This is a genomic window from Mycobacterium sp. E2733, from assembly GCF_001667585.1.
Taxonomy (GTDB): Bacteria; Actinomycetota; Actinomycetes; order Mycobacteriales; family Mycobacteriaceae; genus Mycobacterium.
Genome location: NZ_LZJZ01000086.1, coordinates 49,875 through 63,242, shown reverse-complemented (window position 1 = coordinate 63,242; position 13,368 = coordinate 49,875). Strand labels below are relative to the sequence as shown.

Annotated in this window: 12 protein-coding genes; 5 read left to right on the top strand and 7 right to left on the bottom strand. The window is 68.0% G+C overall.

Annotated elements, in window-relative coordinates:
* Positions 1–118 precede the first annotated feature (118 nt).
* Together A5678_RS15935 and pth are read left to right on the top strand one after the other, a co-directional pair.
* Positions 119–787: a 50S ribosomal protein L25/general stress protein Ctc gene (locus tag A5678_RS15935; RefSeq protein ID WP_068043990.1), complete on the top strand. Its 669-nt coding sequence runs from the start codon at positions 119–121 to the stop codon at positions 785–787.
* Between the two features lie 12 nt (positions 788–799).
* Positions 800–1,375 carry an aminoacyl-tRNA hydrolase gene (gene pth / locus A5678_RS15930; RefSeq protein WP_068043988.1) on the top strand — a complete coding sequence of 192 codons (576 nt, stop codon included), beginning with the start codon at positions 800–802 and terminating at the stop codon, positions 1,373–1,375.
* A gap of 22 nt (positions 1,376–1,397) precedes the next feature.
* Here the strand turns inward: pth and A5678_RS15925 are convergent, their stop codons facing one another.
* From A5678_RS15925 to A5678_RS15905, 5 genes are all read right to left on the bottom strand, one after another.
* The gene (locus A5678_RS15925) at positions 1,398–3,032 is read right to left on the bottom strand and encodes a fatty acyl-AMP ligase (protein WP_068044031.1); all 1,635 of its coding nucleotides are present in this window, start codon (positions 3,030–3,032) and stop codon (positions 1,398–1,400) included.
* Positions 3,033–3,358: 326 nt separating this feature from the next.
* The gene (locus tag A5678_RS15920; RefSeq protein ID WP_197502159.1) at positions 3,359–4,315 is read right to left on the bottom strand and encodes a 4-(cytidine 5'-diphospho)-2-C-methyl-D-erythritol kinase; all 957 of its coding nucleotides are present in this window, start codon (positions 4,313–4,315) and stop codon (positions 3,359–3,361) included.
* Between the two features lie 65 nt (positions 4,316–4,380).
* A complete protein-coding gene (gene rsmA / locus A5678_RS15915) occupies positions 4,381–5,334 on the bottom strand; it encodes a 16S rRNA (adenine(1518)-N(6)/adenine(1519)-N(6))-dimethyltransferase RsmA (protein WP_068043984.1) in 954 nt (317 codons plus the stop codon).
* On the bottom strand, positions 5,298–6,425 hold the full coding sequence (locus A5678_RS15910) for a resuscitation-promoting factor (protein WP_197502158.1): 1,128 nt from the start codon (positions 6,423–6,425) through the stop codon (positions 5,298–5,300). The genes rsmA and A5678_RS15910 overlap by 37 nt, the downstream gene beginning before the upstream one ends.
* 167 nt (positions 6,426–6,592) lie before the next feature.
* Positions 6,593–7,444, bottom strand: coding sequence for a TatD family hydrolase (locus A5678_RS15905; protein ID WP_068043981.1), 852 nt, complete (start codon positions 7,442–7,444; stop codon positions 6,593–6,595).
* A 19-nt stretch (positions 7,445–7,463) separates the two neighbouring features.
* On the opposite strand from A5678_RS15905, the gene metG reads away from it, so the two are divergent.
* From metG to A5678_RS15890, 3 genes are all read left to right on the top strand, one after another.
* A complete protein-coding gene (gene metG, locus A5678_RS15900) occupies positions 7,464–9,005 on the top strand; it encodes a methionine--tRNA ligase (protein WP_068043979.1) in 1,542 nt (513 codons plus the stop codon).
* 61 nt (positions 9,006–9,066) lie between these two features.
* Positions 9,067–9,657 (top strand): TetR/AcrR family transcriptional regulator, encoded by a 591-nt coding sequence (locus A5678_RS15895; protein ID WP_068043977.1) that lies wholly within the window; start codon positions 9,067–9,069, stop codon positions 9,655–9,657.
* 185 nt (positions 9,658–9,842) lie between these two features.
* Entirely contained in the window at positions 9,843–10,205 is a 363-nt protein-coding gene (locus A5678_RS15890; protein ID WP_068043975.1) for a PAS domain S-box protein, read from the top strand.
* A 4-nt stretch (positions 10,206–10,209) separates the two neighbouring features.
* Here A5678_RS15890 and A5678_RS15885 read toward each other — a convergent pair whose 3' ends face one another.
* Both A5678_RS15885 and A5678_RS15880 read right to left on the bottom strand, forming a co-directional pair.
* On the bottom strand, positions 10,210–11,268 hold the full coding sequence (locus A5678_RS15885) for a polysaccharide deacetylase family protein (RefSeq protein ID WP_068043974.1): 1,059 nt from the start codon (positions 11,266–11,268) through the stop codon (positions 10,210–10,212).
* A gap of 13 nt (positions 11,269–11,281) precedes the next feature.
* On the bottom strand, positions 11,282–13,279 hold the full coding sequence (locus tag A5678_RS15880; RefSeq protein ID WP_068043972.1) for a hypothetical protein: 1,998 nt from the start codon (positions 13,277–13,279) through the stop codon (positions 11,282–11,284).
* Positions 13,280–13,368: the final 89 nt, after the last annotated feature.

The window sequence follows — 13,368 nt, the reverse complement described above, 5'->3', positions numbered from 1 at the left end:
ACCTGACCGGGCGTCACGGCGAGGGTGGCTGGCCAGCCAGCACCGTTATCGACGGAGACCGACGAACTGTCGCGACCCCGGCCGTGCCCCACACTGAAGAGCACACAGGAGCGACACGATGGCCAAGTCCGCAGGCAACCAACTCACGGCGACGGTGCGAACCGAGACCGGCAAGGGCGCGTCGCGCCGGGCCCGCCGCGAGGGCAAGATTCCCGCCGTCCTCTACGGCCACGGCAGCGACCCGCAGCATCTGGAGCTGCCCGGCCACGACTTCGCGGCCGTGCTGCGCCACGCGGGCACCAATGCGGTGCTGACCCTGGACATCGACGGCAAGGAACACCTGGCGCTGACCAAGGCGCTCGACATCCACCCGATTCGCCGCACCATCCAGCACGCTGACCTGCTGGTCGTGCGCCGCGGCGAGAAGGTGGTCGTCGAGGTCCGAGTCGTCGTCGAGGGCGACCCCGTCCCCGGCACCTTGGTCACCCAGGACACCAACACCATCGAGATCGAGGCCGACGCGCTGTCGATTCCCGAGCAGCTGACGGTGTCCGTCGAGGATGCCGAGCCGGGCACCCAGTTCACCGCCGGGCAGATCGCCCTGCCGAAGGGCGTCAACCTGATCTCCGACCCGGAGATGCTGGTGGTGAACGTGGTCACCGCGCCGACCGCCGAGGATCTCGAGGAAGAGGGTGCCGGCGAGGTCGCCGAGGCAGAAGCGGCCCCCACGGAAGAGGAAGCCGGCGAGGCCACAGATTCCGGGGCCCCCGCGGACGAGTCCGAGTAGGCGGACCGCAACGTGGCCGAGCCGTTGCTGGTGGTCGGCCTGGGCAATCCCGGAGACAACTACGCCCGCACCCGGCACAACCTCGGTTTCATGGTCGCCGACCTGCTCGCCGATCGGCTCGGGTCAAAGTTCAAGGTGCACAAGCGTTCCGGCGCCGAGGTGGTCAGCGGCCGGCTGGCCGGGCGTTCGGTCCTGGTGGCCAAGCCACGCTGCTACATGAACGAGTCCGGCCGCCAGGTCGGGCCGTTGGCGAAGTTCTATTCGGTGACGCCGGCCGACATCGTCGTCGTCCACGACGACCTCGATCTCGACTTCGGCCGCATCCGGCTCAAGATCGGCGGCGGCGAGGGCGGCCACAACGGGCTGCGCTCGGTGGCGTCCGCGCTGGGCACCAGGGAGTTCCAGCGGGTCCGCATCGGGATCGGCCGACCGCCGGGACGCAAAGACCCGGCGGCGTTCGTGTTGGAGAACTTCTCCGCCGCCGAGCGCGCCGAGGTCCCCACCATTTGCGAGCAGGCCGCGGACGCCACGGAGTTGCTCGTCGAGCTCGGGCTGGAGCCCGCGCAGAACCAGGTCCACGCCTGGTAAACGCCGGTCGTATGACCGCGGCCTAGGTGACCAGCGTGGCGGAGTGGGACCGGCGCAACTTGCCCGACGGTGTCTTCGGGATGGTGCCCGGCCCGAGCACCACGACGTTGCGCGGCCGCATGTCGACCTCGGCCACCACCTCGCGGGCGACCTGGTGCTCGATGCGGCGCACCTCGGCGGGGTCCTGCCAGGCGTTGGACTCGACGGCGACGGCGAACGTCTCGCGTGAGTGGCCGGCGTCCAGGCGCACCGCGACGGCGCAACCGGGCCGCACCCCCTCGACGCGGCAGGCGGCCCGCTCGATGTCGGTGGGGTAGATGTTGCGGCCCGCCATGATGATGACGTCCTTGACGCGGCCGCACACCACGACGTGGCCGTCCTCGGTCAGGTAGCCGAGGTCACCGGTGTCGTACCAGCCGCTCTCGTCCTGCGCCGGGATGAAGCCGCCCATGGTCAGGTAGCCGGGCGTCAGCGACTCCCCGCGCAGCTCGATGACGCCGACGCCGCGCGGCGGCATCACGTCGCCGTTCTCGTCGATGATGCGCGCCTCGAGGTCCTGCAGGAGCGGGCCCAGCGTCGCCAGCCTGCGGGTGTTGCCCTTGGTGGCGGGCACGGCGCGGCGCAGGGCGGCCAGCAGGTCGGCGTCGACCTCGTCGACGACCAGACCGGCGTTGCACTCCGAGAACGACACGGCCAGCGTCGTTTCCGCCATGCCGTAGGCCGGCAGGATCGCCGACGGCTGCAGGCCGAACGGCTTGCCGGCGTCGAGCAGGTCCTCCACGTCGGCGGGTTCGACGGGCTCGGCGCCCGACAGCGCGAAACGCAGGGTGGACAGGTCGAAGTCACCGGCCTTGGCGTTGCGACGCAAGCGCTTGGCCAGCAGCGCGTAGGCGAAGTTGGGCGCCGCGGTCATGGTGCCCTTGTACTTGTCGATCAGCTTGGCCCACAGCAGCGTGTCGCGCAGGAAGTCCATCGGCGTGACCTTGACCAGCTCCGCGCCGAAGTACATCGGGATGGTCAGGAAGCCGACCATGCCCATGTCGTGGAAGCACGGCAGCCAGCTGACCATGACGTCCCTGTCGACGTCGTACTCGGCGCCGATGAACATCGCCTCGGCGTTGGAATAGATGTTGCGGTGGGTGATCTGGACGGCTTTGGGGGATCCGGTGGAGCCGCTCGTCAATTGCATCAGCGCGAGGTCGTCCTCACCCACCTCGATGGGATCGGTGGGCTCCGACGCCAGCAGGTCGGCGACCGTGAGGACGTTGATCCCCTTCTCCTCCAGCACGGGGATGGCCACCAGGAACGGCTCGGAGACGATGACGGCCTTGGCCTCGATCATGCCGATGACGTTCATGGTGTCTTCGGCCCACACGGCCAGGTCGGTGCGCGGCGTGGGCTGGTGCAGCATCGTCAGGCTGGCCCCACGCATCCAGAGGCCCTGCGCCGTCGGCGCGATCTCCACCGGGAAGCCGGCAAGGACACCGACCGCGTCGCCCAGGCCGATGCCGGCGGCGGCTAGGCCGCCCGCGATGCGACGCGCGCGTTCGTGGACCTCGCCCCAGGTGTGCCGGACGGGTTCGTGCGGTTCACCGGTGACCATGCCCGTCGTCGCGTTGCGGGCATTGCGGTACATCTTCTCGGTAAACCTGCTCACAAAAACCTCCTCGGTTCCGGCGCTTGGCCCAACGCCCGGGATTTCATATTCCGCCCACCGGGTAACGCTTCGGAACAGGCGCGCAAACACAGTCGGGCAGCGGTTAGGTCTCGAATCGGCGATGAGTCGGCTACCTGCCGTTCGGCCGGCCGACGAGCGCGACGCGGGCCCGAAAACCGCCGGTGGGCCCAAAGCATCAGTCGTCCGCCGGAGACCCCGACGGACGACGAAAATGAGTGATCTTGCTCAGCGCGACTCGTCACCGCGCATTATCTTAAACTCCTCTTAGGGAACAGCCCAAACGAATGCGGAATTTGGGTTGCTTTTCACACTTCGGTGGGCGCCGGCACCACACGCGCGCCGGCCACCGGCCCGCTGGCGACCCGCACCGTGCGGCAGACGCCCGCCCCGGACACCTCTGCGCCCACGTCGACGGCCGAGGCGGCCGAGGAACACAAGAAGGCGCATGTCGGGCCCGAGCCGGACACGATGCCCGCCAGCGCCCCGGCCTCCACCCCGGCACGCAGGGTCCGGCGCAGCTTCGGGTTCAGGCTCACCGCGGCCGCCTGCATCTCATTACCCAGCAGCGACGCCAGCTGTTCCGGGTCGCCCGCGGCCAAGGCCGCCAGCACCGGGCCCGGGCCGCCAAGCCGCGGCGGATCCCCCGATTCCCGGAGCCGGTCCAGCTCGACGAACACCGCCGGAGTGAGCAACTCGCCGTCGGCGAACGCCAACACCCAGTGAAAGGTGTTGCGGGACAACACCGTGGCCAACTCCTCGCCGCGTCCGGTGCCCAGCGCGGTTCCGCCGTGCAGCGGGAAGGGCACGTCGCTACCCAGCCGCGCGGCGAGCATGCGCAGGTCGCGCCGGGGCACGTTGAGCTCCCACAGCGAGTTCATCGCGACGAGCACCGCAGCCGCATCGGCGCTGCCGCCGGCCATCCCACCGGCGACCGGGATGGATTTGTCGATCATGATCGACACGTCGGGCGCCCGGCCGACGTGTTCGGCCATCAGTTCGGCGGCCTGCCAGGCGAGGTTGCGTTCGTCGGTGGGCAATTTGTCGGCGCCCTCGCCGACGAGCTCGAGCGACAGCACGTCGGCGTTGCGGACGGTCACCTCGTCGAGCAGCGAGACGGCCTGGAAAACGGTGGTCAGCTCGTGATAGCCATCCTCACGGCGGTCGCCGACCGCCAGATACAGGTTGACCTTTCCGGGCACCCGGACGGTGACCGACCCGGTGGGCACCCACTGGGCGGCGGTGCTGCCGTCAGACATTGTCACCCACCGCAGCAGACTATCGCTGCCACCGGTCAACTACACGCAGCGGCGCCCCGAACAAACCACAGTCAGCTCGGGGAAGGCTGCTGTTCGGCCGCCGGCGGCCCGGCGGCGGCGGTGGTGTCGGGCGGGTCGGCCGATCGCCGCAACAGCCGCACGAAGTCCTCGATGGACAGCGTCTCACCGCGACGGGCCGGGTCGATGCTGGCGGCCAACAGCCGGTTCGCCGACTCGTTGCCCGAGCCGGCCCACTCCGCGAACGCGTTGCGGGCCGTCTTGCGCCGCTGCGCGAAGGCGATGTCCACCAGCTCAAAGACCTGACGCCGAAATGCATCGTCGGTGGGCCACCGCGGGGTGGCGTACCGGTCGATGCGGACCAGCCCGGAATAGACGCGCGGAATCGGCCAGAAGACCGTCGGCGATACCATGCCGCACCGCCGAACCGCCCCGAAGAAGCGGACCTTGACGCTGGGCACGCCGTATTCCTTGCCGCCCGGTTCGGCGGCCAGACGTTCGGCCACCTCCGCCTGCACCATGACGGTCACGGTCTGAATGGACGGGAATTCGGCGAGCAGATGCAAAATCGCGGGCACCGCGACGTTGTAAGGCAGGTTGGCGACGACCGCGTTGGGCTGAACGGCCAAATCGTCACGCCGAAGGGTCAGGACGTCGCGGTTGACCACGGTGAGCCGATGGATCTCGCTGCCCGAGTGCTCGGCGACGGTTTGTGGCAGCCGATCGGCCAGCACCGGGTCGATCTCGACGGCGGTGACGATGGCGCCGCGGTCGAGCAGGGCCAGCGTGAGTGAGCCCAGTCCGGGGCCCACCTCGAGAACGTGGTCTGAACGGCCTATTCCGGAAGTCGAGACGATCCGGCGGACCGTGTTGGCGTCGTGGACGAAGTTTTGACCAAGGGATTTCCGTGGCCGAAAGTCAAGTTCTTTGGCAAGCCGTCTGATCTCGGTGCGACCGAGCAGCCGGATGGTCAGTTGGCACCAGCTCTTCCGCTGCACACCGGCCACGCGCCCCAACCCTGGCGCTCTCGGGTCACCTCGGCGACGGCGATCTGCTCTTCGCGCGTGGCGAGGTCGGCGCGCGCAGCGAATCGCAGCCCGCCGTTGCGCTCCCAGGTGCCCTGGTCGAACTGCACACCGCCGTAGTAGCCGTTGCCGGTGTTGATCGCCCAGTTCCCGCCGGCTTCGCATCCCGCGATCGCGTCCCAGATGGATCCGTTGGTCACCGGCGGCACATCGGTGCCCGGCCGGGTGCCCACCCGCACCACGGCCTCACGGGCCGGGGTGATGACGGTGTTGGCGATCGGCAACCGGCCGGTCTCGACACCGTTGACGGTGGCCACCGCGAACGTGACGTCCTGGGTGCCCGGGGCGCCCGGGTCTTCGACCACCTGGCGGCTCATGTTCATGTCCGGGTCCTCGACCCGACGGGCGTTCGGCGGCAACGGCATCCGCTCGGTGACCCGCTGAATCCGGTTACGGGTCACCTGGATTTCCATGCCGTCGACGATGGGCGCCGACGCGTTGGGGATCGCCTGATCACCCTCGAGGAGCGGTGCGCCGGCGGCGCTGAGCAGCCCTCCGACGTTCGGTGCCGGCAAGTGGACCGTGCGGGTCGCACCGCCGTCGTTGATGCGGACCGTCTTCGCGCTGACGACGGGCAACGCCATTCCCGCCAGCGGGACCCGGCTACCGCGGGAGGCCGCGGCGGGGGCGGTGTCCGTCATGGCGAGCTGGGCCAGCGCCTCGTCGACGGTCGATGCCGTCGTCCACACCTGCTTGGTGTCGTGGCCGTCCAGCGAGATCTGCAGCGGCCGGCTGCGCCGCAGCACGATGTTGGCGGCGTCGTGGACCTTGACGTCTCCGGCGGGGTACAGGTCGTCGCGCTCGTCGACGGCGAAGCCGTTCTCCTGGACGATGTCGATGACCCGCGACTTCATGGTCGTCACCCGCATCGCGATTCCGTCGACGGTCAGCGTCACCGTCTTGACCGCGGAGACCGCGAACCCGCCGGCGAACGCCAGAACTATTAGCAGTCCTCCGACAACGAACCGCAACATCGGAGATGGGGTCTGATGAAGTTTTGTTAATACAGTCAACGCGCGTCTATCCCGACCACAGCAAGCACTCCAACGACCTAATCAGCACCAAGCGACAAATAAGGGCCCGTAGGCCCTACCCTTTCGATCACAAGACGGTAACGAACCGGCCAATGTTGAGCAACTCCGGCGCGAGTTTGTTTACGGAATCGCCAGGTTCTTACGTGTTAACCGTGAGCAAGTCCATAGACCCGCCGGGCGTTGTCCGTGGTGGCCTGTGCCAGCTCTTCGGCCGGACGACCAACCAGTTCAGCGATCGCTCGCACAGTATAAGGAAGGCAGTACGGCTCGTTCGGCGACCCGCGGTAGGGGTGCGGTGTCAGGAACGGCGCATCGGTTTCCACCAGAAGCTGCTCCAGCGGTACCAACGGGACGGCTTCCCGCAGGTCGCGGGCGTTGCGGAAGCTCGCGGTCCCGGACAGGCTGAGCAGCCATCCGGCGTCCACGCAACGGCGGGCCATCGCGGCATCCGACGAGAAGCAGTGGAAGATCACGGCGTCGGGGGCGCCCTCGGCCGCCAGCACGTCCAGCACCTCGGCGTCGGCGTCGCGGTTGTGGATCATCAGCGGTTTGCCGCACCGTTTGGCGAGGTCGATGTGCCAGGCGAAGGCCTCCCGCTGCGTCTTGGGGTCCGCGCAGCCGTCGAGGCGCCCGGGCCAGTACAGGTCCAGGCCGCTCTCGCCGACGGCCACCACCCTGGGGTGCGCCACGAGTCGCTCGATCTCGGCCCGCGCGTCGTCGTCCAGCGCGCCTGCGCGGGTCGGATGCAGCGCCACCGCGGCATATACCCGCGGATCCCATTCGGCGGCCCGCGTCACCCAGCGCGCCGAGTCCAGGTCGTCGGCGACGGTGACCACCGCCCCCACCCCGACCGCCGCGGCCCGGTCGACGATGGCGCGCACGTCCTCGGCGTCCCGCGCACCGCAGGCGTCGAGGTGGGTGTGGGCGTCGACCAGGGGTGCCAGCCGTTCCGGCGCGGGTGGGGCTTCTCGTTCTCGTCGGTTGGAGCTCACGCGCACACAATAAGGTGGACTCTCGATGAGGTCCTTCTATGTCACCACCGCGATCACGTATCCCAACGGCGATCCGCACGTCGGGCATGCCTACGAATACATCGCCACCGACGCCATCGCCCGGTTCAAGCGACTCGACGGCTTCGACGTGCGCTTCCTGACCGGCACCGACGAGCACGGCCTCAAGATGGTCGAGACGGCGGCGGCGGAAGGCCTCCCGACCGCCGAGCTGGCGCGGCGCAACTCCGATGTGTTCCAGCGGCTGCAGGAGAAGCTGAACATCTCCTTCGACCGGTTCATCCGGACCACGGACGCCGACCACCACGAAGCCTCCAAGGAGATCTGGCGGCGGATGGACGCGGCGGGCGACATCTACTTGGACAGCTACTCCGGCTGGTACTCCGTGCGCGACGAGCGTTTCTTCGTCGAATCCGAGACCGCCCTGGTGGACGGGACCCGGGTCGCCGTCGAGACCGGCACGCCGGTGACCTGGACCGAGGAGCAGACCTACTTCTTCCGGCTGTCGGCGTATGCCGACAAACTGCTGGCCCACTATGGCGCCAACCCGGATTTCATCGCGCCCGAGGTGCGGCGCAACGAAGTGGTCAGCTTCGTCTCCGGCGGCCTGCGCGACCTGTCGATCTCGCGCACCTCATTCGACTGGGGGGTGAAGGTACCCGATCATCCCGACCACGTCATGTATGTCTGGGTCGACGCGCTGACCAATTACCTGACCGGAGTTGGGTACCCCGACACCGGGGCGGAATTGTTCCGGCGCTACTGGCCCGCCGATCTGCACATGATCGGCAAGGACATCATCCGGTTCCACACCGTCTACTGGCCGGCGTTTCTGATGTCGGCCGGGATCGAGTTGCCGCGAAGGGTTTTCGCGCACGGATTCCTGCTGAACCGCGGCGAGAAGATGAGCAAGTCGGTGGGCAACATCGTTGACCCGGTTGCCCTGATCGATACCTTCGGCGTGGACCAACTCCGCTATTTCCTGCTGCGGGAGGTCCCGTTCGGGCAGGACGGCAGCTACAGCGAAGACGCCATCATCACCCGGATCAACACCGACCTGGCCAACGAGTTGGGCAATCTGGCCCAACGGTCGCTGTCCATGGTGGCCAAGAACCTGGACGGAGTGGTGCCGACCCCCGGCGAATTCACCGCCGACGACACCGAACTGCTCGAGCTCGCCGACGGCCTGCTCGAACGTGTTCGCGCCGAGTTCGACAGTCAGGCGATGCATCTGGCGCTGGAAGCAATCTGGCTCATGCTGGGCGCGGCCAACAGATACTTCTCGGCTCAGCAGCCGTGGGTGTTGCGCAAGAGTGAGTCGGAAGCAGACCAGAAGCGGTTCGCGACAGTGCTTTACACCACGTGCGAAGCGGTTCGCATTGCGGCGCTGTTGATTCAGCCGGTGATGCCCGGTTCGGGGGGCAAGCTACTCGACCTGCTCGGCCAGACGCCTGAGCAGCGCACCTTCGACGCCATCGGGACACGACTGGCGCCCGGCACGGCACTACCGGCGCCGACCGGCGTCTTCCCGCGCTACCAAGTCGACTAACGCTTGCGAGAAGAAGTGCAAATAGCGACGCTAGCGCTCATATCGACGCTAACATGTGCGCATGGCCATCGAAGACCGCCGGGCACGCGAACGGGCCGCCCGCCGTCGACTGATCACTTCCACGGCGCGCAAGCTGGCCGAGGAAGAGGGCTGGGACGCCGTCACCACCCGTCGGCTGTCCGCCGAGATCGAATACAGCCAACCGGTGCTCTACAAACACTTCTCGGGCATGGAAGACATCGCGGCGTCGGTCGCCGTCGAGGGATTCGGCGAACTCGCGGACGCGCTCCGCACCGCGCGCGGCGGCGCGACCGACGGGCGGGACGCCCTTTCCCGAGTCGCCCAGGAGTTCATCGGATTCGCCCGTGACAATCCCGCGCTGTTCGATGCGATGTTCACCCGCACGACAACGCTGCGGTTCGCCGCCGCGGACACCCCGGCCGAGCTGACCGCCGCCTTCGCCGAATTGCGGGCGGCCGTCGACATGGTCGCGGGCGCGCGGGACCCGGACACGCTGACCGAGGTCGTGTGGGCCGCCCTGCATGGCCTGGTCACCCTCGACCGCAGCGGCCGGTTGCGCCCCGACCAGCATGCGGCCCGCGTCGAGATGCTGATCAGCGGGCTCTGCGGCGCCACCACACCAACCACCTGAAACGGTCACACCGCCGTAACAGCTGTCGCCAAGGCGACCCGGCGGCCACCGCGATCGAGTGGGAAGGAAGAAGAGTCGCCACGTCCGGCGCGCTCATCTCGGCGAAGACCTCGTGTATAGCCTATGTTATGCGCCATAATCGGCCAGTGGAGCGACGACGTAATCGGCAACCTGAAGATTCGCCGATGACGACCCTGAAACAGCTGCCGGCACTTGTTGTGCTCGAGCGGATCCCGATTCCCGTGCTGGCCATCGAACATGACGGCGCCATCCTGTTTTCCAACGCCGCGTTCGCCGAGATGATGGGTTACGAGCCCGAGGAGGTCTTATCGCTGAAGTTCCATCAGATCTTCCATCAAGCCCCGGCCTCGGAATCGTTGTTATCGGTCGTTCATTCCCTGGCGAACATGGTCGTCGAACTCGCGCATAAGGACGGCTCGGTCGTGCGGGCGCTGATGAGCAAGTCGGCGGCGATGCGAGCCGACGACCAATTCGTGCTCGCGGCCTTCCAGGATCTGACCGAACAGTTGTGGCAAGACGACCGCTAGCCCTTCAGCGGCCGGTCGCGACGGCCGTCTCGCGCCGTCCCCGGTAGCGGCGCGGCAGGCCGCCGGAGACCATCAGCCGGAAGTGTCCGAACGACTCGTCGCTCGCCATCGCCAGTCGCGGCAACGCCAGCGGGTCGCAGTGGCGATCCGCGAAGCCCGCCGTGGTGGACAACGCCCAGCGGACGCCCCGGCCGCGCAGCACGTCCTTGGCCCGGTCGTCGAAATCTTGCGGGCGGCCGTTGGGGTAAGCGAAAATCGTCGGTGCACACCCGGTCTCGCGTTCGAGTGCCGCGCAGGAAGCAACGATCTCCCGTTCGACCTTGTCGTCGTCGCAGCGGGCCAGGATCGGGTGGGTCACCGAGTGCGGATGCAGCGTCACCAGACCGCCGCCGGCCAGGGCCCGCGCTTCGTCCCACGTGAGCATCCGGAACGGACCATCGTCGTCGCGGTAGCCCAGCGCACCGAGCATCCCCTCCAGCGCGGTGATGCGATCCGCGTCGGCCAGCCCCTTCAACCCCTCAACCGCGGCGGCGTATGCCCGGCCGCGGTTGGCGCTGCCGTCGAGCGAGCAAACACCGCGCCCCAGTGCGGCAAGATCGATCTCGGTCGCGGCGGTGCGGGCGATCGCGAGCCAAAGCCGGTCGGGCCACAAGGTTTCGCCGCTGTCCATCGGCCCGGTCGCCAGGAACACCGCCGCGGGCAGTCCCAGTTCGCGCAGCAATGGAAGGGCGTGCGTGGCGAGGTTGCGGGTGCCGTCGTCGAACGTGATCGCCAGCGCGCGCGGCGGCAATGTGCCCTCGGCCAGCCGATCGAGCGCCTCCTCCAACGGGAGAACGCTGAAATGCCTACGCAGGTATTCCAATTGACGGCGGTACAGCGCCGAGCCGAGCACGTGCCGGCAGACCGGCGACAGCGGTTCGTCCTCCACTCCGTGGAACATCACGATGGCGAGCGCGTCGCGGTGCCGCCGCCGCGCGAACATCGGCACCCCAGCGGCGCAAAGCAAGGCGGCCGCGACGTTCTTGACGGCCGGGCGCGCCGCCCAGTCCCTGAGCCGTGTCATCAAGCGCCAAAAGCTAACGGCGACGCCATGATTCGCGCCTGGTGCGCCACACGATCACCCCTGCGCCGACGATGGCCACGGCGATCCAGCCCGCGCCGAACCACCACAGCCAGCCAAGGTCTGAGTGGCCCTGCGATCCAGCGGCCGGGCCGGCCATCGGCGGGCGCTCGACGGTCACCGGGTCCTGCGCTCCCGGTGCGGACACCACCGCGACGCCTTTGAGTCGTTGCCAGCGCTTGTTATCGCCGTTGAGCCACCGGAGCAGCTCGTCGAGCTGCGCCGGCGCGCCGTTGGACGTCGCCACCAACAGCGACCGGCCCCGGTTGAAAACCGTTTGGAGAGAGGCGAACCGAAGATTCGGGTCCAGCGCGAGCTTGGCGGGCTTACCGTCGGACTGGACGGCGTTGACGGTGATCGGCCCGCTGGGCCCCGCCGAAACGGGAAGCGCGACATTGGAATGGTTCCACCCGTCGGCGGAAATCAATATCGCGGGATCCGACGAGTCGATCGCCTGTTGCACGCTCGTGACCGTGGTGTAGATCGGCAGGGAGCTTATCCGCTGCAGACCCACCACCAGATTGATCGCGCGCACGGTGTCGATCAACGAGTGCGGCTCGATGCCGACCTGCACCCGGGGCATCAATGACTGCGGCACCGACTGAAAGCCGTCCGGCACCGGTGGCGCGGCGGGACTGCTCTGTATCGTGCTGTCGCCGTTGATGTTCAACGTGAGGAGCTGGTTGCCGGGCCCGGCGGTGTAGAAGTCGCCGCAATGCCCGGTGTTGGCCGCGACGTCGAGGACCAGGTCAAGGCTGGTGTATCGCTGCAAGAGTCGATCGGGCACATCGACCCAGCGGTCGATGGTGCCATGGCCGTCGGTCGGCCAGTGGTCGATGGTCTCCGGGCCGATCGTCACCGCAATCTGGCCGGCGATACTTCCCGGCGTCGGGGTGTAGGAACCCTGGAGATGCACGCGCACGTCGTGCACCGATCTGCCGAACTTGGTCTGGTCCAGTCCGATCGACACTCGCGGTTGCAGCGACGTGGCGTTGACGACGGGCTGCCCCAGTTCGCGCAGCGCGACGCTATTGCCGACCTGCGGCAGGCTTGGCTTCAGTTGCTCCACCGCCGCCTTGGAGGACAACGCCAGCTGCGACACGTCGTTGAACAGCACGGCCGTGTTCGATTCGTCGGACTGGCCGAGCGGTCCCGACATCAGCAGCCAGGGCACACCGGCGGCGCCCTGTAGGGAAAGGCCGTTGTCGGGGCCCTCTTTGACGACGATCTGACGTTCCAGCGACTGCGGCGGCGTCGGGGGCGCCACCTGTCCTTCGGCCAATGGGGTCACGGATATCTCGGGGGTCTGCCTGCCGTAGTGCGCGGCCGCGGACGCGGCCAGTTGGATCGCCGTGTCGGACTCGTTTGCCGACGGCGACGGCGGCACGAAGATGGAAAGCTTCCGCAGCACCGGCGGCAGGAAATGGGCCACCGTGGTGGGTGGCAGTTCAACCCCGGTGTAGGTGATCGACCCGTTGGTCAGGCGCAGCGGGCTCTCCGGGTACAGGCAGTACCCGTCCAGCGGCACCAGGTAGGAACGCAGCGTCACCGTCAGCCAGTTGTCGTTGACTTCCGCCCCGGCCAGCGGAATGACGAGCGGCGTCTGGTCGGCGGAGGGCAGATTCAGGCGCGCGATGGTGCGCTCGCCCTGCGTCACGGTGAGCAACCCGGACCGCAAGTTGATCGGCAGTTCGACCGTGGTGTTCAGCGCGGCCGGTGTCAGCCCGTGCAGCACGGGCACGGTCAGCTGCTGGCTGCTCGTCAGACCCCAGAACTCCAGGGTGGGGGCGGACCCAATGTCGGTCAGCGACAGGGTCGGCGAGTCGACCGCCGTAGCCGGGTCGCCGGGCGCACCCCACGATGCCGGGGCGCTGATCACCAAAAATCCAGCCACAGCGGCCAGCGCAACCGCTTTGCCCAGACGTCTCGGGTACATCACCGGAACAGTATGCATCGTTGGGTGCGCGTCAAGCCCCACTTACCGAATCACTGTCTTCAGGATCGCGAAAGAGTGTGCGGCACACCCGGCCCGAACTCATGCGC